Origin of the sequence: Intrasporangium sp. (genome assembly GCF_035688975.1) — a bacterium.
GTDB lineage: Bacteria > Actinomycetota > Actinomycetes > Actinomycetales > Dermatophilaceae > CALMNV01.
In genome coordinates, this window is sequence record NZ_DASSMH010000130.1 from 1 (window position 1) to 18,516 (window position 18,516).

15 protein-coding genes are annotated in these 18,516 nt (G+C 70.5%); 7 read left to right on the forward strand and 8 right to left on the reverse strand.

What is annotated here, in order from left to right; all coding sequences use genetic code 11:
• The first annotated feature begins 22 nt into the window (after positions 1-22).
• Both purN and purH read left to right on the forward strand, forming a co-directional pair.
• Complete coding sequence (gene purN, locus VFJ94_RS13715; RefSeq protein ID WP_325004780.1) at positions 23-637, forward strand: phosphoribosylglycinamide formyltransferase; 615 nt, start codon at positions 23-25, stop codon at positions 635-637.
• Positions 630-2,219 (forward strand): bifunctional phosphoribosylaminoimidazolecarboxamide formyltransferase/IMP cyclohydrolase, encoded by a 1,590-nt coding sequence (gene purH / locus VFJ94_RS13720; protein WP_325004781.1) that lies wholly within the window; start codon positions 630-632, stop codon positions 2,217-2,219. Before purN ends, purH begins: the two co-directional genes overlap by 8 nt.
• 129 nt (positions 2,220-2,348) lie before the next feature.
• On the opposite strand, the gene VFJ94_RS13725 is transcribed toward purH, so the two are convergent.
• From VFJ94_RS13725 to VFJ94_RS13740, 4 genes are read right to left on the reverse strand one after another with little or no spacing between them, the layout of a single operon-like run.
• Entirely contained in the window at positions 2,349-3,485 is a 1,137-nt protein-coding gene (locus tag VFJ94_RS13725; RefSeq protein ID WP_325004782.1) for a ring-opening amidohydrolase, read from the reverse strand.
• Positions 3,486-3,490: 5 nt separating this feature from the next.
• Entirely contained in the window at positions 3,491-4,450 is a 960-nt protein-coding gene (locus tag VFJ94_RS13730; RefSeq protein ID WP_325004783.1) for a carbamate kinase, read from the reverse strand.
• Positions 4,447-5,973 carry a carboxyl transferase domain-containing protein gene (locus VFJ94_RS13735; RefSeq protein WP_325004784.1) on the reverse strand — a complete coding sequence of 509 codons (1,527 nt, stop codon included), beginning with the start codon at positions 5,971-5,973 and terminating at the stop codon, positions 4,447-4,449. The genes VFJ94_RS13730 and VFJ94_RS13735 overlap by 4 nt, the downstream gene beginning before the upstream one ends.
• Positions 5,970-7,154, reverse strand: coding sequence for a CoA transferase (locus tag VFJ94_RS13740; protein WP_325004785.1), 1,185 nt, complete (start codon positions 7,152-7,154; stop codon positions 5,970-5,972). The genes VFJ94_RS13735 and VFJ94_RS13740 overlap by 4 nt, the downstream gene beginning before the upstream one ends.
• A 237-nt stretch (positions 7,155-7,391) precedes the next feature.
• Here VFJ94_RS13740 and VFJ94_RS13745 point away from each other — a divergent pair, with 237 nt between their 5' ends.
• On the forward strand, positions 7,392-8,117 hold the full coding sequence (locus VFJ94_RS13745) for a potassium channel family protein (protein WP_325004786.1): 726 nt from the start codon (positions 7,392-7,394) through the stop codon (positions 8,115-8,117).
• Between the two features lie 158 nt (positions 8,118-8,275).
• Here VFJ94_RS13745 and VFJ94_RS13750 read toward each other — a convergent pair whose 3' ends face one another.
• From VFJ94_RS13750 to VFJ94_RS13760, 3 genes are read right to left on the reverse strand one after another with little or no spacing between them, the layout of a single operon-like run.
• The gene (locus VFJ94_RS13750) at positions 8,276-10,246 is read right to left on the reverse strand and encodes a hydantoinase B/oxoprolinase family protein (protein ID WP_325004787.1); all 1,971 of its coding nucleotides are present in this window, start codon (positions 10,244-10,246) and stop codon (positions 8,276-8,278) included.
• Between the two features lie 2 nt (positions 10,247-10,248).
• Positions 10,249-12,429 (reverse strand): hydantoinase/oxoprolinase family protein, encoded by a 2,181-nt coding sequence (locus VFJ94_RS13755; RefSeq protein ID WP_325004788.1) that lies wholly within the window; start codon positions 12,427-12,429, stop codon positions 10,249-10,251.
• A gap of 42 nt (positions 12,430-12,471) precedes the next feature.
• A complete protein-coding gene (locus VFJ94_RS13760) occupies positions 12,472-13,539 on the reverse strand; it encodes a LacI family DNA-binding transcriptional regulator (protein WP_325004789.1) in 1,068 nt (355 codons plus the stop codon).
• A 287-nt stretch (positions 13,540-13,826) separates the two neighbouring features.
• Between VFJ94_RS13760 and VFJ94_RS13765 the strand changes: the two genes are divergently transcribed.
• From VFJ94_RS13765 to VFJ94_RS13780, 4 genes are all read left to right on the forward strand, one after another.
• Positions 13,827-15,122, forward strand: coding sequence for a sugar ABC transporter substrate-binding protein (locus tag VFJ94_RS13765; RefSeq protein ID WP_325004790.1), 1,296 nt, complete (start codon positions 13,827-13,829; stop codon positions 15,120-15,122).
• A 166-nt stretch (positions 15,123-15,288) separates the two neighbouring features.
• On the forward strand, positions 15,289-16,125 hold the full coding sequence (locus VFJ94_RS13770) for a sugar ABC transporter permease (RefSeq protein WP_325004791.1): 837 nt from the start codon (positions 15,289-15,291) through the stop codon (positions 16,123-16,125).
• Positions 16,125-17,060, forward strand: a complete 936-nt coding sequence (locus VFJ94_RS13775; protein ID WP_414654617.1) for a carbohydrate ABC transporter permease — start codon at positions 16,125-16,127, stop codon at positions 17,058-17,060. Before VFJ94_RS13770 ends, VFJ94_RS13775 begins: the two co-directional genes overlap by 1 nt.
• Positions 17,061-17,063: 3 nt before the next feature.
• Positions 17,064-18,038, forward strand: a complete 975-nt coding sequence (locus VFJ94_RS13780; RefSeq protein WP_325004792.1) for a glycosyl hydrolase family 32 — start codon at positions 17,064-17,066, stop codon at positions 18,036-18,038.
• Between the two features lie 104 nt (positions 18,039-18,142).
• On the opposite strand, the gene VFJ94_RS13785 is transcribed toward VFJ94_RS13780, so the two are convergent.
• Positions 18,143-18,516 (reverse strand): ROK family protein (locus VFJ94_RS13785; protein WP_325004793.1); only part of this gene is annotated, 374 nt, incomplete at its 5' end.

Genomic DNA, 18,516 nt, shown 5'->3' on the forward strand with positions numbered 1-18,516 from the left:
GCGGGTTCGGTAAACTCCGCCCGTGACGAGCGAAGCGACCGGCCGCGTGCCCGTCGTCGTCCTCGTCTCGGGGTCCGGCACCCTCCTGCAGGCGCTGCTCGACGCCGCCCAGGACCCGGCCTACGGCGTCCGGGTCGCGGCGGTGGGCGCCGACCGGCCGTGCGAGGGCATCGCGCGGGCCGAGCGGGCCGGCATACCCACCTTCGTATGCCGCACCGCCGACTTCTCCTCGCGCGCCGAGTGGGACGCCGCGCTGGCTGGACACGTCGGCGCCCATGCGCCGGCGTTCGTCGTGTCGGCTGGCTTTCTGAAGCTGCTCGGGCCGGAGGTCCTCGGCAGGCACACGGTGATCAACACGCACCCGGCCCTGCTGCCGAGCTTCCCCGGCGCGCACGGCGTCCGTGACGCGCTGGCCTACGGCGTCAAGGTCACCGGCACGACGTGCCACGTCGTCGACGCGGGCGTCGACACCGGCCCCATCATCGAGCAGCGTGTCGTCGCCGTGTGGCCCGACGACACGGAGGAGTCGCTCCACGAGCGCATCAAGGTCGAGGAGCGCCAGATGCTCGTCGACGTCGTCCGCCGCATGGCTGGCGGCTGGTCCATCAACGGCAGGAAGGTCGACATCCGTGTCTGACGGCAAGCGCCCCATCCATCGAGCCCTCGTCTCGGTCTACGACAAGTCGGGGCTCGAAGACCTGGCCCGCGGGCTGCACGAAGCAGGCGTGGGCATCGTGTCGACCGGCTCGACTGCGAAAACCATTGCCGCAGCAGGCATTCCGGTGACGCAGGTCGAGGAGCTCACCGGCTTCCCGGAGTGCCTCGACGGCCGCGTCAAGACGCTGCACCCCAAGGTGCATGCCGGCATCCTCGCCGACACCCGCAACCCGGACCACGTGCGCCAGCTCGGTGACCTGGGCGTCGAGCCGTTCGACCTCGTCGTGGTCAACCTCTACCCCTTCACCGAGACCGTGATGTCGGGCGCGAGCCAGGACGAGTGCATCGAGCAGATCGACATCGGCGGCCCGTCCATGGTGCGCGCCTCGGCCAAGAACCACGCGAGCGTCGCGATCGTCACGAGCCCGGCGGCATACGGCCAGACCCTCGACGCTGCGCGCGCAGGCGGGTTCACGTTGGCCGAGCGGCAGCAGCTGGCGGCGCAGGCGTTCGTCCACACGGCGACCTACGACGTGCAGGTGGCGTCGTGGATGGGCAATGCCGTCGCGGACACGAGCGGTGGCGACGGCTTCCCCGCGTGGGTGGGCGGGACGTGGGACAAGGCATCCACCCTGCGTTACGGCGAGAACCCGCACCAGCGGGCGGCCCTCTACGCCAACGGTTTCCAGCCGAGGCCCGGGTTGGCGCAGGCCGAGCAGCTGCACGGCAAGGAGATGTCCTACAACAACTACCTCGACACCGACGCGGCGGTGCGGGCGGCCTACGACCACGGCGACCAGGCCACGGTGGCGATCATCAAGCACAACAACCCGTGTGGCATCGCGGTCGGTGCCGACGTGGCCGAGGCGCACCGCAAGGCCCACGCCTGCGACCCGGTCTCCGCCTACGGCGGCGTCATCGCGACGAACCGCGAGGTGTCCCGGGAGATGGCCGAGGCGGTCAAGGACATCTTCACCGAGGTCGTCGCCGCGCCCTCCTTCGCGACCGACGCCCTCGAGATCCTCAAGAGCAAGAAGAACATCCGACTGCTGGTCGTCGCGCCCCAGCGCCCCGGCGGCGTCGAGATGCGCCCCATCTCCGGGGGGATGCTGCTGCAGTCCCGGGACGCCGTCGACGCGGTCGTCGAGGGCGACCAGGGGGGTGACGACCCCTCGCGCTGGAGGCTCGTCTCGGGGGAGGCGGCGGACGACGCGACGCTGGCCGACCTCGAGTTCGCCTGGCGCGCCATCCGGGCTGTGAAGTCCAACGCGATCCTCCTCGCCAAGGGCGGCGCCAGCGTCGGGGTCGGCATGGGGCAGGTCAACCGCGTCGACTCCGCCCAGCTCGCCGTGGCCCGCGCGGGGGAGAGCCGGGCCGAGGGGTCGGTGGCGGCCTCCGACGCCTTCTTCCCCTTCGCCGACGGGCTGCAGGTGCTGCTCGACGCCGGGGTGCGGGCGGTCGTCGCGCCGGGCGGATCGGTGCGGGACCAGGAGGTCATCGCCGCGGCCCAGGACGCCGGCGTGACGATGTACTTCACCGGGACCCGGCACTTCGCCCACTGACGAGTCGCTGGAGCGGAACTGACCACTCGACGGGGTCCTCAGCGGTAGGGGGGTGCTGCCCTCTCCGTCGAGTGGCCACTTTCGCGCGGGACCGGGCAGGGGGTTCCCGTCGAGTGGCCACTTTCGCCCTCAGCGGGTGAAGCGGTAGCCGGTCGGCTCCCCCTCACCGAGGTCGACGATGGCGGCCACGGGGCCGCCTCCGTCAGGCCCCTGGTGCGCGGCTGACACGGAGACGAAGACGGCCGGGTCGCCGGTCACCGCGGCCGTCACGCCGCCGACGGCCGACTTGATCTGGCGGTGCCAGTGCACGTCGGAGTCGTCGAGCATGGCGTTGCGGCGCCCGTGCACCGTGCCGTCCCGCGAGACCTCGCACTTGAGGAAGACGTTGACGAGCCGGCCCTGCAGGTCGGTCCAGTGCGGGCGGTCCGGCAGCTCGAGGCCGGCGTCCTTGATGGCGGCCCAGATGCCGTCCTGGTCGAGCGCGTCCTGCATCACCGAGTGGCCGATCCGGTAGCGGCCGCCGACGCCCCGGGCGTTGCCCACGACGACGACCTGCGCCTGGTCGAGCTCGACGCCTGAGGAGCACGAGGCCACGGAGGAGTAGAGGTCACGACGGCGCATGATGTCGGCGTCCGTCGGCAGCCCGATCTCGCCGAGGGCGACGGCGACGCCCAGCGCCGTCGTGCCGTTGGACAGGTCCATCGACTCGTGAGTGTGCTCCGTCCACACGTGCTGGCCCCGTGCCTTCGCGTCGCGGATGGTGTGGATGGTGAGGAGCGGCGTCTTGGTCTGCACGTAGTGGACGTCGGCCGGGTCGGTGATGCCGGCGCGCTCCATCGCGGTCCGCACGCCCGCCGCGACCTTCTCCACCATGGCGACGTAGCCGATCTCCTCGGGCTTGATCGGCTCGCTCATGGCGAACCCGACGGTCAGGCGCGGCTCGTCCGACCTCTCGGCCCGGTCCGCGGCGACGGTCGCGAAGATCGTGGCGTGCGGGCTGATGACGCCGTCGGTGCCGCCCGACCAGACGATCGGGATGCGCCGCACGTGGTCCGCCGGGGCGCCCTTGGCCACGAGCACCTCGCGGAAGGCCCGGTCGGCGATGATGCGGGTGTAGTCGTTGACGCCGCCGTTGCCTTCCGTCTTGCCGATGATGGCGACGACGCGGCTGGCTTCCAGGACGCCGCCGTCGATGAGCTTTTCGAGCTCCGAAGCATCGGCGACACTGTGGATAGGGACCTTGCGGACCTCGATGGGCTCTGGCACTGATGTCACCTTTCGAATATGGCTGGGGCAGTGTCGGATTCGATGACCGTGCCGACGTGTCCCTCGACGGCCTCGGTGATCCGGTCGAGAGCCGTGATGACGCTCCGTGAGCCGCCGCCGCGGACGAAGCGCATGGCGGCGTCGACCTTGGGGCCCATGGACCCCGACGCGAACTGGCCCTGGGCGGCATACGTCTCCATCTGGCCAAGGGTGACCTGCCCGATGGGACGAGCGTGCGGGGTGCCGTGGTCGAGCATCGCGTGGTCGACGTCGGTGGCGATGACGAGGGCGTCGGCGGCGACGGCCCGCGCGAGCAGGGCCGCCGTGAGGTCCTTGTCGATGACCGCCTCGACCCCGCGCACCGTGCCGTCGGACGTACGCACCACGGGTATGCCGCCGCCTCCGGCCGTCACGACGACATAGCCCGCCTCGAGCAGCGTGAGCAAGGCCGGCGTGTCGAGCACCTCGTGCGGCTCGGGGGAGGCCACGACGCGGCGCCAGCCTTTGGCCCCGCGGTCCTGCCACGTCTCGCCGTGGTCGATGAGGCGGCAAGCCTGCTCGCGCGTCAGGTAGCGGCCGATCGGCTTCGTCGGCCTCGTGAACCCGGCGTCGTCGGCGTCGACGACGGTGCGCGTCACGAGCGCAGCCACGCGCCGGTCGATGCCGCGTCGTCCGAGGGAGGCCTCGAGCGCACCAAGGATCATGTAGCCGATCGTCCCCTGCGTCTGCGCCCCGCACCAGTCGAGGGGGACGGGCGGCACGACGTGCGCGGCGAGCTCGTTCTTGACGAGGAGGTTGCCGACCTGAGGCCCGTTGCCGTGCGTCAGCACGACCTCGTGCCCATGGCCGATGAGCTCCGCGACGTGCTCCATCGCGCCGTCGATGGCGCGCTGCTGGTCGGCCGGTCCGGCGCTGCCGTCCGGCGCGGTCATCGCGTTGCCGCCGAGCGCGAGCAGCACCCTCACGGCGACCTCCGCGGGGTCTGCGCCGTATGCCGGGGCAGACCGCGGTAGCGCGCGAGCCGGGCCGCGAGCCGGTCGTCGCGGTCCTGGCGCGCCAGTGTGGCCAGCTCGTGCTGGATGGCCTGGGACATGCGGGCGCAGAAGTCCTCCGGTTCGTCGGCGGCGTCCGGGTGCTCGGCCACGACCCGGTCGACGATGCCGTCCTCGAGCAGGTCGAGGGAGCGCACCCGCTGGCTGGCCGCGAGCTGCGGAGCGTGGGCGGTGTCGCGGTGCAGGATCGCGGAGGCCCCCTCGGGGGGCAGCGGGGACAGCCACGAGTGCTGAGCGCAGATGACCCTGTCGGCCGGCATGAGGGCCAGCGCGCCGCCGCCCGTGCCCTGGCCGAGCAAGACGCACAGCGTGGGCGCAGCCAGCGAGACCAGCTCGGCCAGGCAGCGCGCGATCTCCCCGGCAAGGCCACCCTCCTCGGCGTCCTTGGACAGCGCCGCACCCGCCGTGTCGATGACGCTGACGAGCGGCAGGTCGAGCTCCTCCGCGAGCCGCATGCCGCGTCGTGCGGCTCGAAGCCCCTTGGGAGACAGGGGCTCCGTTTGCCCACGCCGGTCCTGCCCGAGCACGACGCAGGGAGCCCCCGTGAAACGCGCGAGTGCCAGGAGCAGTCCGGGGTCGTATTCTCCCTGCCCCGTGCCGTGCAGGGGCAGGACGTCGGTCGCGCCGAGGCGCAGCAGGGTCCGCACGCCGGGCCGCTCAGGGCGGCGCGAGCGCGTGATCGACTCCCACGCCGGCACGTCGGCCAGGTCCTCGGACACGAGGTCCGGCACGTCGGGCAGGTCCTCGCGCGGAGCCAGGAGCACCGTAAGGGCGCGGTCGGCGATGTCGGCGAGCGCCTCGACGGGGAGCACCGCGTCGACGAGGCCGTGCTCGAAGAGGTTCTCGGCGGTCTGCACGCCCTCCGGGAACGGCGTGCCGTAGAGCGCCTCGTAGACCCGCGCCCCGAGGAAGCCGACCGTTGCGCCCGGCTCGGCGACGGTGACGTGGCCGAGCGAGCCCCACGAGGCGAAAACCCCTCCGGTCGTGGGGTGGCGGAGGTAGACGAGATAGGGGAGGCCCGCCCGCTTGAACGCCGCACAGGCGGCGCTGATCTTCACCATGCCCACGAAGGCCGGAGTGCCCTCGTGCATGCGCGTGCCGCCGGAGCTGGGCGCGGCAAAGAGCGGCAGCCCCTCCCGGCGGGCCCGCTCGAAGGCGAGCACGATCCGCTCGGCCGCCGCAACGCCGATCGACCCGGCAAGGAAGCGGAACTCCCCGGCGATGACGGCAACCCGTCGTCCCCGGATGCGGCCTTCGCCGGTGAGGATGGCCTCGTCCGCGCCGGACGCCTCCGCTGCGGTGGCCAGCTCCGCGGCATACGGGCTCCCTGCGGTCGCCGGCTGCGCGGCCGCGGTGTCCCAGCTCGTCCAGCTGCCCGGGTCGAGCACGGTGGTGAGCAGCTCGACGGCGCCCAGGCGCCGCGCGCTCCCGGTCACGGCGCCGCCTCGCGGTCCCGCTCAGCGAGCCAGGCCCGGACCGACGCGTCGTGCTCGCCGAGCAGGGGAGGATGCGAGTGCGTCGCCCGCCCACCGGCAAAAGCATTGTCGTCGAAGCGGATCGGCGGGCCGGGGATCTCCACGCGGCCGAGCACCGGATGGTCGATGCCGAGCACGAGGCCCTGCGAGCGCGTCTGCTCCCAGCCGTAGACGCGGTCGAGCGTGCGGACCTCCCCGGCCGGGACTCCGGCGCGGGCCAGTGTCTCGAGCACGTCCGACAGCGGGCTGTCGGCGAAGGCCGCGTTGATCGCGGCGTTGACCCGGTCGCGGTTCATGACACGCTCGCGGTTGGTGCCCATGCCCTCGGACGCCGGGTCGAGGCCGATCGCCGCCGCCAAGCGGGCCCAGAGTCCCTCACTGCCACAAGCGAGCTGGAGCATGCCGTCGCGGCAGGCGAAGAGGCCGTAGGGGCAGATCGAGGGGTGGTGGTTGCCCTGCCCGTGGGGCACGTCGCCAGCGACGGTGTAGCGAGTGCCTTGGAACGCGTGCACGCCCACGATGGCGGCGAGCAGTGACGTCCTCACGACGCGACCTCGTCCGGTGATGTGCCGCTCGTGGAGGGCCGCGGCGACGCCGTAGGCACCGCACATCCCCGCGAGCAGGTCCGCGATGGGCACCCCCACCCTCATGGGCTCGTCGGGGGAGGGGCCCGTGAGCGACATGAGGCCGCCCTCCCCCTGGGCGATCTGGTCGTAGCCCGGGCGGCCGCCCTCGGGACCGTCGTGCCCGAAGCCGGTGATCGACAGGACGATGAGCCGGGGGTTGAGCTCGCGCAGCCGCGCCGTCGAGAAGCCGAGCCGGTCGAGGACGCCAGGGCGGAAGTTCTCCACCAGCACGTCGCCGTGCCGGACGAGCCGGGTGAGCAGCTCGCGGCCGTCGTCCGACTTGAGGTCGAGCGTGACGGACTCCTTGTTGCGGTTGCACGAGAGGAAGTAGGTCGAGATGGGGTCCTCCTCCGGTCCCACGAACGGTGGTCCCCACCCGCGGCTCTCGTCCCCCGTGCCGGGCGTCTCGACCTTGATGACCCGCGCGCCCAGGTCGCCGAGCATCATCGCCGCGTGCGGCCCGGCAAGCGCCCGGCTGAGGTCGATGACGACGACGCCGTCGAGGGGTCCGCGCATCTGCCGCGCTCCTTTGCCGTATGCCGCCCACCGGGTGCCCATCCACTGTGCCAGCCGGGCCGGGTGGCTGGGGTGGCACCACCTGCCGTGGCCGGGGGCAGCGCCTTGGCGCACCCTGCCAGCGTGCTGGAGGGCTGCACTGAACGCGGCCGGTTGTCAGCGGACTCCCAGCCTGGGTCAAGGGCTCACACCTGACCGGGAGGCACCATGGCCCGGGTGTGCACCGAGGAGTCGAGAGTGGCCCGCTGGGAGGCCCGCACGGGCTGGGTCCTGACATGTCTGGCCTTGGCGTTCCTCGGCGCCTACGCGCTGCCCATCCTCGACACCGGCCTCTCGCCGGCGACCCAGGTCGCCTGCGCCTGGGTCACGTGGGCGGCCTGGGCCCTCTTTGCCGCAGACTTCGCCGTGCGGCTGTCGCTCTCGAGCGACCGGCGCGGGTTCGTCCGCGACAACCTGATCGACCTCGTCATCGTCGTGCTGCCGACGCTGCGCCCGCTCCGCCCGCTGCGCCTCGTGACCTCCCTGTCCGTGCTCATCCGGCACGCCGGCAGCTCGCTGCGCGGCCGCGTGCTCACCTACGTCGCGGGCTCCGCCGCCCTCGTCATCGTCGTGGCCGCGCTCGCGGTCCTCGATGCCGAGCGGGGCGCACCGGGGGCGAACATCCGGTCGTTTCCCGACGCGCTGTGGTGGGCCGTCACCACGGTGACCACAGTCGGCTACGGCGACCGCTACCCGACCACGGGGGAGGGGCGTTTCGTCGCAGGGGGACTGATGCTCGCGGGCATTGCCCTCCTCGGCGTCATCACCGCCGGTTTCGCGGCATCCCTCGTCGACCGCGTGCGGGAGGTCGAGGAGGAGACCGGCGCGGCGACGCGGCGGGACGTCGCCGCGCTGACGGCCGAGGTCGCCGCACTGCGCGCTGAGCTCGTGCAGGCACGCTCGGAGCGGGGCCTCGCGGAATAACCGCACGACGGCACGCACAGTGCGAGCTCCCCGGAGGAGGCTGAGAATCCCGAAAGGGGATGCCGCTGAGCATGGGGCTCGACGTCCTCCCGATCCGGCCACCTACGCCCGTGCTGCCCCAGCGGGAGCAGTGACGTAGGTCGAACCCAAGCGGCTGGTCATAGCCAGTCGACGTCCGCGGACTCCTGGCCGCCGGCGAGACGGGCATAGCCCGGTCCGCGGTCGAAGAAAGGCTGCGCACGGGGCCGATCGGCCCGCAGCCTGGCGCGCAACGCGTCGGACGCGGCCACGTCGACGACCGGGGCGTCCCTCGCGCCCGCGGCTACGACGCCGTAGTCGCGCCGCGCTCCTTCGAAGGACACCTTGCCCCAGCGAAGGTCGCGCTCGACCTCGTCGTAGGGCCGATCGAGGGGATCCCCCCAACCACCGCCGCCCGTCGTGCGGATCCGCACAAGCTGGCCGCCGCGGACCGGCTCGGCATTCGCCAGCGCGGAGACGATGCGCTCCTCCGGCCCGCCGGGGTCGATGGTCACCTCGAAGGGGCGTCCAGCCTTGCCGCCCTTGACCCCCCAGCACGCGAGGATGGATCGGTCGGCGATCGACATGAAGTGCGCGTCGCGCAGCATACGGATGTGCTTCTCGTAGCCGAGCCCACCGCGGTGGCGCCCCGCGCCCCCCGAGTCGACGGCGAGGCCGAGGCGCTCGACGAGGAAGGGAAACCGGCTCTCGGTGAACTCCGTCGGGAGGTTGCGGCTGTCCGGCACGACGTGGATGGTGTCCTCGCCGTCCGCGTAGTAGCGGCCACCCGAGCCCCCGCCGAGGACCTCGCGCATGAGGTAGTCGTTGCCGTCCCGGTCCTTGCCGTAGACCCCGGTGTAGCGGATGGTCTCCTGGTCGGCGGGCATCTGCCCGTCCACGGCCTTGGCGAGGACGCCGGCGAGGACGCCGAGCAGGCGGAGGATGACGAAGGTGCGGGCGTTCGTCGGCGCGGGGTAGATCGGGGTCAGCAGGGTGCCCTTCTCCGGGAAGCGCATCTCGATGAGCGGCACGACGCCCTCGTTGACGTCGAGCTCGGCCATCCGCTCCGGGGTGTCGGCGAGGTTGCGGAGGATCGGAGCGAGCCACTTCTTGAGGAAGTTGCCCCCCACGTAGTCGCCGCAGTGGTTGATCGGGCCCTTCGCCTGAGGGGCGGTGCCCGTGAAGTCGATGACGAGCCGGGGCCCCCCGTCGCTTCCCGGTGTGGTGTCGGGACCGCCGGTGGACGTCTTGGTCAACGTGATCCGCTGGGTGTGCAGCCTGGGCTCGTCGACACCGTCGTGCTCGGCGTAGTCCTCCCAGACATAGGTGCCGTCGGGGATCTTGGACAGGATCTCTCGGCGATACGTCTCGGTCGTCGCGTCGAGGACCGCGTCGAAGGCCGCCTCGACGGTGTCCCGCCCGTAGCGGTCGAAGAGCTCGGAGAGGCGGCGGGCTCCCATGAGACAGGCCGAGCACTCCGCGTCGAGGTCGGCGGCCAGACTGTCGGGCATGCGGCTGTTGCGGGTCATGATCCGCAGGGCTGCCTCATTGGGGACGCCTTTGTCCCACAGCCTGATCGGGGGGACGGACAGGCCCTCCTCGAAGACCGTCCGGGCGTTGCTCGGCATCGACCCGGGCACGGCGCCACCGATGTCGTCGTGGTGGCCGAAGGCCTGCACGAAGGCGACCACCTCACCCCCGGAGAAGACCGGCACCGTGACGCACAGGTCCGGCAGGTGCCCGATGCCGCCCTCTGACTCGTAGACGTCGTTGTGGAAGAAGACGTCGCCCTCGGCCATCCCCGCGAGGGGGAAGTCTCGCACCACGGGGTGCACGAGCGCGCTGTACGAGCGACCGGTCAGCTTGCGCAGCTGCCGGTCGTGGATGCCGGCCCGGAAGTCGTGCGCGTCCCGGATCATGGGGGACCGGGACGTGCGCGAGATGGCCGTCTCGACCTCGAGCTCCACGCTGGCCAGGGTGCCCTGGACGATCTCGACGAGGATCGGGTCCACGCTCGTGCCGCGCGGGGTGAGCCGGTTGCCGTGCTCGTATGCCGTCGGCAGGCCGGCCCTGTTCCGCCCTGCCTCAGGCGGGCGCTGGGATGGGCACATGCTCACGCCTCCCTGGTGAGGACGAGGTTGCCGTAGCGGTCGACGCGGAGGCCGAAGCCGGGGTGGACGGGGACCGTTGAGCCGAACTCCTCGACGATGGCGGGGCCGCGGAGGGCATCGCCCGCGAGCAGATCCGGCCGCCAGTAGACGTCCGCGTCGGTGTAGCCCGCCGCGGCGTCGAAGCACACGGGGCGCGTCCTTGGCCGGGCGCGCGCCGCGAGATCGGGATGGCTTGCCGCAGAGGCGATCTCGGGCAACTCCGGGCGAGTGATCGGCCCGACGCCGGTGACCCGCAGGTTGACCCACTCGACCTGCTGGCGCGGGTCGTCGGCGAAGTCGTAGCCGTAGAGCGCCCGGTGCTCGGCGTGGAAGCGGTCGGCGACGTCGGCGGCATACGGCTCGTCGACGGGGCCGCCCGGCGCAGGGACGCGCACCTCGAACGCCTGGCCCAGGTAGCGCAGGTCGACCGACCTGGCGTATCGGTGCGCGTCGCGCGGGAAGCCTTGTGCGTCAAGTGCCCTGGTCGCCCTGTCGGTGAGCTCATCGAAGATCTCCTGCACTGCGGCGTGGTCCAGGGTGGTGTGCCCCGCGACCGCGGTCTGGACGTAGTCGTTCCTGACATCCACGGTGAGCAGACCGAAGGCGGAGACGTTTCCGGGGTTGTGGGGGACGACGACGCCGGACAGGTCGAGGATGTCGATGAGGCGGCAGGCGAGGAGCGAGCCGGAGCCGCCGAACGTCGCGAGCATGAAGTCGCGCACGTCGAGACCTCGCTTGACCGAGACCTGACGCAGGGCGTTCGCCTGGTTCCACGCCGAGATCTCGAGGATGCCGGCGGCGCAGTGATCGGGCTCGATCCCGAGGCGATCGGCAAGGAGGTGCAGGCCGTCACGCGCGGCCTCCACGTCGAGCGGGATCTCGCCGCCGAGGAGATGTGGCGGGATCCGGCCCAGCAGGACGTGCGCGTCGGTGACCGTGGGCTCCGTACCGCCCTTGCCGTAGCAGAGCGGGCCTGGATCGGCGCCTGCCGACCGGGGGCCGACCTTGAGGGCACCCTCCGGCGAGAGCCAGGCGATCGAGCCGCCCCCCGCTCCCACGGTGACGACGTCGATCATCGGGATCTTGCTCGGGTAGGCCCCGACCGTGCCCTCCGTCGTCAACGTCGGCTCGCCGTCGAGCACCACGGTGACGTCGGTCGACGTGCCGCCGCCGTCGCACGTGAGGACCTTGTCGAAGCCCGCCTTCCTGGCGATGAGGGCCGCGCCGAGCGCGCCCGCGGCCGGCCCGGAGAGGACCGTCGTGATCGGCTGGTGCACGACCTCGTCGGCGGAGAGCACGCCGCCGTTGGACTTCATGATGTAGAACGCACGGGGGGCTCCGCCCCCCGTGTCCCCCCCGAAAGACCAACTCGCACGGGGGGCTCCGCCCGCCGTGTCCCCCCCGGAAGACCGAGCGTGCGCAGTGAGGAACTGGTCCAGGCGCTGGGCGATGTTGGCGACGTAACGCGAGACCAGGGGCTTGACCGCCGCGTCGACGAGCGTCGTCATGGAGCGCTCGTACTCGCGGTACTCACGCAGCACCTCGCTCGAGACGGAGACCACCGCCTCCGGGTGCTCCCGGCGGAGCACGTCCCGCATCCGCAGCTCATGAGTGTCGTTGGCATAGGAGTGGAGCAGCGAGATGCCGATCGTGGTGATGCGCCGTTGGCGGAACCACCGCGCCACCCGGACCGCCGCGTCCTCGTCGAAGGGGCGGATCTCATTGCCCTCGAAGTCGATTCGGCCACCGACTGTCTTGACGAGGTCGGCCGGGACGATCCGCGGCGGCTTGACCCAGAAGTAGGAGTTGCCGTAGCCGGCGGGCACGGACTGCCGCGCGATCTCGAGGAGGAACTCGTAGCCCTCCGTCGTGATCAAGCCGAGCTCGTCGACCTTGCCCTCGAGGAGCTGGTTCGTCGCGACGGTGGTGCCGTGGCAGACCGCGGTGACGTCCGGGCCCGTCGCGCCCAGCTGGTCCAGGATCCTGGCGACGCCGGTGAGGAACCCCTCGGCCGGGTTCGACGGCGTCGAGGGCGTCTTCGTCGTCAGCAGCTCACCGGTGTCCTCGTCGAACGCGACCACGTCGGTGAAGGTGCCCCCCGTGTCGACGCCGATCCGGATCCGGCGGCCGGTCGCCTCGGCCATGCGTGCTCCTCGGTGATATCGCTGGCGTGTCGCTCCAGCGATTCAACCGGCGGACCGCCCCGGTTTCGTTGGCAGATCCTGCCAATCGAGGGACGGCGTCGCGATGGACTCCCTCAGCTGGACCGGCATGGGCACGAGGTGCTCGCCCTCGGAGTCGTCGCGCAGCAGGATCAGCTCGGCGGCGAGCCGCCCCATCCCCTGATAGTCCAACCTGGCGGTCGTCAGCCCCGGCCTGAGATAGGACGCAATCTCGTCATCGTCGAACGACGCGATGGAGATGTCGTCCGGGATGCGCAGCCCGCGTTCCTGCGCCGCCTGGTAGGCGCCGAAGGCGACTCGGTCGTTGAGGCAGAGCAGGGCGGTGACGGGCGCGCCCGACCCGAGGACCTCCTTTGCCGCGTCGTAGCCGTGCCACGGCTCCCACACCTCGATGTCGGCGACGGCGACCGGAGCTGCCCGGGCCTCGTCGAGCGCCTCATGGATGCCGGCGAAGCGGCTGCCGATGGTCACGGAGATCTGCGGGGTCGCGATCGCCTGCGGCGCATTGCCGATGATGCCGATTCCCTCGGCGTGGCCTGCCTCGATGAGCAGACGGGTCATGCGGTAGCCGGCCTCGTGCTCCGACGGCAGCACGACGCTGCGAGACGTCGGTCCGACGCAGTTCACGGCCACGCCCCGCACGTGGTCCGGCAGGGCGGGCAGGTTGAGGAGCCGGGCTCCGACGGAACCGAAGACGATGCCGTCCACCTGTCGGTCGATCATGGACTCGAGTGCCCGCGCGAGCTGCTTGGGGTGGTCCCCCGTCTCGGCGATGAGCACGCCGTGGTCGTGCTCGTCAGCCACGTCGAGCAAGCCGCGGATCATCGCCGAGGCGAACCGCGTGATCGTCACCTTGTCCGAGACGAAGCCGATGGTGCGGGTCTTGCCCATCCGCAAGGAGCGTGCCGCGGGATTCGGTCGGTAGTTGAGCTCGCGGGCCGCGTCCCGGATCCGTTGCACGGCCTCGGCGGACAGGCGCGAGCCGGGTCGCTCGTTGAGCACGAGGCTCACTGCCGTCTTCGACAGTCCGGCGCGCGCCGCGACGTCCGCCAGGGTGGCTCGCTTGCTCATGCCGCGCCGCCTTCCTCGGGTCTCAGGGTCCGCCGGGTCTGCCATGACACCAGAGGCTACCGCGCTGCGCACCGACAGCCCGGGGCTGACGCGCACGTAGAAACGATTTAGCAAGCCCTTGTGCAGTCCTGGGACCGGTGTTACGGTTCTCCTGCTGAAAGGATTTAGCACGATCGTTCAGCATCTCGGCAAGGCCCGCTCCGCAGGGCCCAAGCCCCAGTCCCGATGACGTGGCGTTCACGTGTCGGGCCCCTGTCACAGCACTGCATCAGGATCCCGGAGGACCCGTGAAGCTCACCTCTAAGAAGCGCCTCGCCGTCGGCCTGCTCGCCGCGGCACTTCCCCTGTCGATGGCAGCCTGCAGCAAGGGCGGCAGCAGCAGCGCGGCCGGCTCCGCCGGCGGCGAGCTGACGATGTGGACCCACAACGCCGGCAACAAGGGCGAGCTCGCAGCGATCACGCAGATCGTCAACGACTACAACAAGAGCCAGACCAAGTACAAGGTCAAGATCCAGGCGTTCCCCCAGGACTCCTACAACCAGTCCGTGGTCGCCGCCGCCGCGTCCAAGAAGCTGCCCTGCATCCTCGACATCGACGGTCCGAACGTGCCCAACTGGGCCTGGGCCGGCTACCTCGCCCCGCTCGAGGGCATGGACGACACGCTCTCGAAGTTCCTGCCGACCGTCCTCGGCAAGTACAACAGCAAGACGTACTCCTACGGCTACTACGACGTCGCCCTGGTCATGGTCACCCGCAAGACCATCCTCGACAAGTACGGCATCCGCGTCCCGACCATCGAGAAGCCCTGGACCAAGGACGAGTTCACCGCAGCGCTCAAGAAGGTCAAGGCCTCCGGCTCCTTCAAGAACCCGCTCGACATCGCGACGAGCTTCACCGGCGAGTGGTGGCCCTATGCCTACTCGCCGATGCTCCAGAGCTTCGGCGGCGACCTGATCAGCCGGACCGACTACAAGTCGGCAGAAGGCGTCCTCAACGGGGACAAGGCGCTCGAGTGGGCCACGTGGTTCCGCGGCCTCGTCACCGACGGCCTCGTGCCGCTCAAGTCCGGCGCCGACCCGGCCAAGGACTTCATCAACGGCAAGACGGCCGTCCTCTACAACGGGACGTGGACCGCGGTCGACGCCCGCAAGGCCTTCGGCAAGGACACCCTCTTCCTCCCGCCGCCGGACCTCGGCACCGGCCCGAAGATCGGTGGTGGCTCGTGGCAGTGGGGCATCTCGACGAACTGCGCTGACAACGCCGGCGCCATGGACTACATGAAGTTCGCCGCCCAGGACAAGTACGTCGCCTCCGTCGCGCGGGACACCAACAACATCCCGGCCACGGACGCGGCCGCCGCGATGGTCAAGGGCTACGAGAAGGGCGGCGAGAACCAGCTCTTCCTCGAGTATGCAAAGAAGTTCGCGGTGCTGCGCCCGGTCACACCCGGCTACCCCTTCATCGCGACGGAGTTCACCAAGACGGCCCAGGACATCCTCAACGGCGCCGACCCCAAGAAGGCGCTCGACCAGGCGGTCAAGGACATCGACGCCAACCAGAAGTCCAACGGCTACTTCCAGTGAGTCATCGCGGTATGCCGCTGAGCCGGCTCCCCGGCGCCAGCTCGGCGGCATACCGCCCGTCGAACCCCTTGAAAGGAGGCGAGTCATGACGACGATCACGGCCCCCCGCGCCGGCGTGCATCGGCCTGGCAGGAGATCGGAATCCTCCACGCGGACAGCGCTTGTCATGCTGCTGCCCGCGGCGGCGCTGCTCATCACGTTCTTGCTCATCCCGATCGGACTGACGTTCGGCCTGGCCTTCACGAACGCCCGCCTGATCTCCCCGCGCCCCGCCGAGTTCATCGGGGTCGACAACTTCGTGCGCCTCTTCGACGACGAGACGTTCTGGAAGTCGCTGCGCAACACGATCCTCTTCGCCATCGTCATCGTGCCCGTGCAGTCGGCGGCGGCGCTTGGGCTCGCGCTCCTCGTCAACGTGCGGATGCGCGGGGTCAACTTCTTCCGGACCATCTACTTCCTGCCCGTCGTCACCTCGATGGTCGTCGTGTCGATGCTGTGGCTCTTCCTCTACCAGCCGAACGGCCTGATCAACCAGGTGCTCGCGAAGTTCGGCATCCACGGCCCCGACTGGCTCGGCGACCCGAAGACGGCGCTCATCGCGATCATCCTCATGTCGGCGTGGCAGGCCATGGGCTTCCACATGGTCATCTGGCTCTCGGGACTGCAGACGATCCCGGCGGACCTCTACGAGGCGGCCGCGCTCGACGGCGCGGGCACATGGCAGCAGTTCCGCCACGTGACCTGGCCCGGGCTGCGGCAGACGCGCACCTTCATCCTCATCACCATCACCATCGCCGCGTTCTCGCTCTTCACCCAGGTCAACATCATGACCCAGGGCGGCCCGCTCGACTCGACCTCGACCGTCGTGCTCATGGCCGTGCGGACCGGATTCCAGCAGCAGCAGACGGGCTACGCGTCGGCGATCTCCCTGGTCTTTTTCGTCCTCGTGCTGCTCGTCACCCTCGTCCAGCGCTACTACACCCGTGAGAAGGAGGTGCGGTGATGAGCGCCAATACGCTGTCGCACGTCGCCGAGACCGCGGCACCGGAGACACACCGCCCCAACCAACGGTCCACGACGGCGGCGCGGGTCCGCCACGCGCTCGGACTGGTCGCGCGGGTGCTGCTCTGCCTCGTCTTCGGACTCCCGCTGCTGTTCATGTTCATCTCGAGCTTCAAGCCGGACCTGCAGATCTTCGCCGACCTCGGCGGGATCAAGGCGTTCCTGCCGGTCGGCGACCTGTCGCTGGACAACTACCTGGGTGTCTTCGACCGGGTTCCCTTCGCGCAGTTCATGTTCAACTCGATCATGATCTCCGTCGTGACCGTCGTGCTGGGGGTGATCGTCAACTCCATGGCGGCCTTCGCCCTGGCGCGGATCACGTTCCGGGGCAGCTCGATCGTGCTCGGCGTCATCCTCGCGACGCTCATCGTGCCCTTCGAGACGCTCGCCCTGCCGCTGCTGTGGTGGGTCAACAAGCTGCCCTTCTTCGGTCCGGGCGGCTTCACCGAGGGGTGGCTGGACACCTACCAGGTGCAGATCATCCCCTTCATCGCCAACGCCTTCTCGATCTTCCTCTTCTACCAGTACTTCGACAGCATCCCGAAGGAGCTCGACGAGGCGGCGAAGGTCGACGGCGCCGGCTGGTTCCGGATCTACCGCAGCATCGTCATGCCGCTGTCCGGGCCGGCTGTCGCGACGGTCGCGATCCTCACCTTCCTGCCGACGTGGAACCAGTACCTCTGGCCACTCATGTCCGTGCAGTCCGAGGAGCTGCGCCCGGTCATGGTCGGCATCGACTACTTCAAGCAGCTCAACGTCTCGTGGGGACAGATCATGGCCTACGCCAGCATCATCACCGCGCCGGTGCTCGCGCTCTTCATCGCCTTCCAGCGCTCGTTCATCAACTCCATCGCCTCCTCCGGCGTGAAGGGCTGACGCATGTTCCGCCTTCCCGAGGCCTGGGTGTGGGACTTCTGGCTCGTCGACGACGGCGAGAAGTACCACCTCTTCTTCCTCTACGCGTCGCGGGCGCTGCGTGACCCGCATGCCCGGCACTACCGCGCCTCCGTGGGGCACGCCGTCTCGACGGACCTCGTCTCCTGGGAGCGGGTGACGGACGCCCTGGTGCGCAGCGAGCCACCGGCCTTCGACGACCTGGCCACGTGGACCGGATCGGTCGTGCGGCACTCCGACGGGCGGTGGTTCCTCTTCTACACGGGGGCCACCCTGGACCCACGGTCGGGCGCGAACGTCCAGTCGATCGGCTACGCGACCTCGACCGACCTCATGACGTGGGACAAGGCACCGGGCCCGGTGCTCGCGGCCGACCCGCGGTGGTACGAGAAGCTCTCCGACGGGCACTGGCACGACGAGGCCTTCCGCGACCCGTGGGTGCTGGCAGACCCGGACGGCGACGGGTGGCACCTGCTCATCACCGCACGCGCCAACCACGGGGACGCCTTGGACCGGGGAGTGGTCGGCCACGCGTGGTCGCCCGACCTCGAGCACTGGCAGCTGCGTGAGCCGCTCACCGGGCCTGGGCAGGGCTTCGGACAGCTCGAGGTCTTGCAGACGGCCGTCGTGGACGGCCGACAGGTGCTCGTCTTCAACTGCCTCGCCGGTGACATGCCGGAGGGCCGCCGCGCCACGGGTACCACAGGTGGCGTCTGGGTCGCCTCGGCGAAGGCACCGCTCGGGCCGTACGACATCGCCGGCGCACAGCTGCTGTGCGACGACCGCTTCTACGTCGGCAAGTTCATCGACGACCGCGAGACGGGCGAGACGAAGTTCCTGTGCTTCGTCCACGACGACGGAGGCCGGTTCGTCGGCGAGATCACCGACCCGATGCTCGCCTCATGGGCGGGCGACCGCCTCGTCCTGACGCCGCTCGGTGAGCGGGCGCCGGCGGCGTAGCGCCACCGGCTTCGCCTGCCAAGGCCGCTCGGCGGCATACGACATCGCCCGTATGCCGCCGGGCCATAGGACAGCTGCGAAGCGCCGACCACCTCCGGGCCCGGTCAGGCGGAGAGCGCGGGCTGTCCCGCCGGCGAGCCGTGCTCGATCCAGAGGCCCAGGCGCTCGCGGGAGAGCAGCTCGTCGATGACCATGAAGGCGGCGCCCTTGAGCCCGGCGCGGTCGCCAAGCGGCGATCGCTCGATGAGGAGCGACCGGGTGGCGAGGGGAAGGGACCGGCTGAAGATCATCTGCCGGACGGTGGCCAGATAGAGGTCGCCGACGTCGGTGACGCCTCCGCCGAGGAGGATGAGGGACGGGTTGAAGAAGTTGACGAGCTGTGACAGCGTCTCGCCCACGAGGCGGGCCGACTCTGTCACGAGCTCGACGGATCTCGGGTCACCGTGCAGCGCCGCCCGGCCCACGTCGGCGGAGCTCA

Bases quoted from the DNA above. Each gene is read 5' to 3' on its own strand.
- VFJ94_RS13740 (WP_325004785.1), bottom strand. From the start codon at position 7,154: ATGCGCGGACCCCTCGACGGCGTCGTCGTCATCGACCTCAGCCGGGCG.
- VFJ94_RS13750 (WP_325004787.1), bottom strand. From the start codon at position 10,246: ATGTGCCCATCCCAGCGCCCGCCTGAGGCAGGGCGGAACAGGGCCGGC.
- VFJ94_RS13755 (WP_325004788.1), bottom strand. From the start codon at position 12,429: ATGGCCGAGGCGACCGGCCGCCGGATCCGGATCGGCGTCGACACGGGG.
- VFJ94_RS13760 (WP_325004789.1), bottom strand. From the start codon at position 13,539: ATGAGCAAGCGAGCCACCCTGGCGGACGTCGCGGCGCGCGCCGGACTG.
- VFJ94_RS13770 (WP_325004791.1), top strand. From the start codon at position 15,289: ATGCTGCTGCCCGCGGCGGCGCTGCTCATCACGTTCTTGCTCATCCCG.
- VFJ94_RS13775 (WP_414654617.1), top strand. From the start codon at position 16,125: ATGAGCGCCAATACGCTGTCGCACGTCGCCGAGACCGCGGCACCGGAG.
- VFJ94_RS13780 (WP_325004792.1), top strand. From the start codon at position 17,064: ATGTTCCGCCTTCCCGAGGCCTGGGTGTGGGACTTCTGGCTCGTCGAC.